The sequence below is a fragment of the Pseudomonas sp. OV546 genome (genome assembly GCF_900116845.1).
In the GTDB taxonomy this organism is placed as follows: Bacteria; Pseudomonadota; Gammaproteobacteria; order Pseudomonadales; family Pseudomonadaceae; genus Aquipseudomonas; species Aquipseudomonas petroselini.
In genome coordinates this window covers 1-1,197 of the sequence record NZ_FPCE01000034.1, presented here as the reverse complement: position 1 = coordinate 1,197, position 1,197 = coordinate 1, and the positions used below count along the sequence as shown (strand labels likewise).

Below are 1,197 nucleotides of genomic sequence, written 5' to 3'. Positions count from 1 at the left end.
GTGGGAGGGGGCTTGCCCCGGTACAAACCGGGGACATCGTTTACATTTCTAACCGGGGACATGGTTTACAGGTTAATACGCATGATCAGGAGGTAACTGATCATGCCCTGGAACCAAGAGTCCCCCATGAACCAACGAATCAAGCTGGTTGCTGACTGGCTTTCGGGTAATTTCACGAAAAGCCAGCTGGCCCGCCGCTTCGGTGTCAGTCGACCGACCGTAGACAAATGGATTTCTCGGCATAACGGCGATTTGAAGTCGTTAGCCGAGGTTTCTCGGCGACCTCATAACAGCCCAAACAAGACCGACGATGAGATCTTGGCTCGCGTAGTGGCCATGAAGGAGGCTCACGATAAATGGGGGCCAAAGAAGCTCATCGAGCTATTGCGAATTGAAGATCCCTCTATCGATTGGCCGTCTCCCAGTACAGCCGGCCAATGGCTTGACCGACTTGGGCTGGTCAATAAGCGGCGGTTCAAGCGTCGGCACGGCACTTCCCATATTGAAATGCGAGAAGCCAATGACCCCAACAAAACCTGGTGCGCTGACTACAAAGGGCAATTCAAGATGCTCAACGCGCAGATGTGCTTCCCGCTGACCGTGACAGACCATGCATCCCGTTTGATTCTGGCTTGCAGGGCTCACCCTAAAATCAAGACCCAACCTGTAAAGCAGACCTTTGAGCGGCTTTTTCAGGAGTACGGCATGCCGGAAGTCATTCGCTCTGACAACGGCGTCCCCTTCGCTTCTCCTGGTCTGGCCAGAATGTCCACGCTGGCCGTTTGGTGGATCCGTTTAGGTATTTATCCCGAGCGAACCATGCCAGGAAGGCCCGCCCAGAATGGTCGCCACGAACGAATGCACCGCAGCCTGAAACTTGAGCTACCGCTAGGGAGCAATTTGGTTGAGCAGCAGCTTTTGCTGGAGCATTTCAAACATGAGTTCAATTACGTACGCCCTCATGAAGCGCTTGGTATGAAACGTCCGGGAGATGTGTATGTGCCGTCTACCCGACTTTATCCAGGATGCTTGCCCGATGTGGAGTATCCGGCAGAAATGCGGGTTCGAAGCGTCAGGCAGGATGGATCGATCAAGTGGAATGGCAAGTTGGTATTTGTCAGCGAGGCATTATCCGGGGAAAGGATAGGGCTCAAAGAAGCTGAGGATGATGTCTGGGATTTGTACCTGTGTGATTAT

The 1,197-nt window shown here is 53.2% G+C and carries 1 protein-coding gene; it reads left to right on the top strand.

Translation table 11 applies throughout. From position 1 onward, the window contains the following. Nucleotides 1-102: 102 nt before the first annotated feature. The coding region (locus tag BM403_RS31250) for an integrase core domain-containing protein (protein ID WP_093547042.1) at nt 103-1,197 on the top strand (1,095 nt) is incomplete at its 3' end.